Origin of the sequence: Bradyrhizobium sp. NBAIM08 (assembly GCF_020193935.1) — a bacterium.
Classification (GTDB): Bacteria; Pseudomonadota; Alphaproteobacteria; order Rhizobiales; family Xanthobacteraceae; genus Bradyrhizobium; species Bradyrhizobium yuanmingense.
Genome location: NZ_JADYVR010000798.1, coordinates 1 through 414, shown reverse-complemented (window position 1 = coordinate 414; position 414 = coordinate 1). Strand labels below are relative to the sequence as shown.

The 414-nt window shown below is 71.5% G+C and carries 1 pseudogene; it reads right to left on the bottom strand.

Features of this window, described 5'->3' with window-relative positions:
• Nucleotides 1–414, bottom strand: a pseudogene (locus I6F37_RS42115) (M13 family metallopeptidase N-terminal domain-containing protein); the annotation flags it as partial.

Here is a 414-nt window from a genome sequence, read left to right as displayed (position 1 = left end):
CCAGGGAGGTGACGACCCGCCAGCGGGCCCAGGCCCGCCACGCGGGCAGTCGATCCTCGGTGAGCAGCCCCGGCAGCTCGGTGATGAACGACGGTTGGGCCACGACCAGGTCGGCCATCGCCCGCTCGTCGATCCCCGCCCCGTCGAGGAAGTCTCGCCAGCGCAGCCCGGGTGCGGCGGTCTCGAGCTCGGCCAGGGTCATCGGGTTGTACATCGCCCGCAGGTCCCGGCAGCGCACCTTGTCCCAGTGCAGCGACGCGATCGCGCTCTCGAGCTCGAAGACCTGCTCCGCTGCGTCGGTCGGGTCGTCGACGTCGGCGAGCTCGAGCATCGTGGTGAGGTGGGTGCGGTATTCGGCGCGCAGGTCGGCGTACGTGTCGAGCCGGTAGTACTCCTCGTCCGGCAGCCCGAGGC